The 358-nt window shown below is 62.8% G+C and carries 1 protein-coding gene; it reads right to left on the reverse strand.

Translation table 11 applies throughout. The features are described 5' to 3' along the window. A partial coding sequence (locus VF694_RS16440; RefSeq protein WP_440164916.1) for an autotransporter outer membrane beta-barrel domain-containing protein occupies window positions 1-358 on the reverse strand: 358 nt, incomplete at both ends.

Raw genomic sequence — 358 nt, forward strand, 5'->3', positions numbered from 1 at the left:
TGTCCAGACGGTGACGGGTGTAGGCAGCGCCGGCCAGCAGGTTCAAGCTGCCTGAGCCCATTTCCCACGCCTGCGTCCCGTACAGGGCGGCGCTGTAGCTGTTGCTGCGCGAGCTCTGACGGCGATCATCCAGTTTGATGCGGTTTTCCAGATAGCCCAAAGACGCACCCATGCGCCAGCCTTGTTCGCCGATGGAGGTATCGCCACCCAGGAACAGGCCGCCGACTTTGTGGCGTACATCCTGGCTGTCCTCGTTGCCGTCCAGATCGCGTTGTTGATGGATCACGTCCGCCCACAGCACGGTGTCTTGTCCTGTGGCATGACGGGCGCCCGAGGCTTGTTTGCCCAAGGTACGGGG

This window comes from Alcaligenes sp. Lyrl_28 (genome assembly GCF_051948705.1).
Classification (GTDB): domain Bacteria; phylum Pseudomonadota; class Gammaproteobacteria; order Burkholderiales; family Burkholderiaceae_B; genus Alcaligenes; species Alcaligenes ammonioxydans.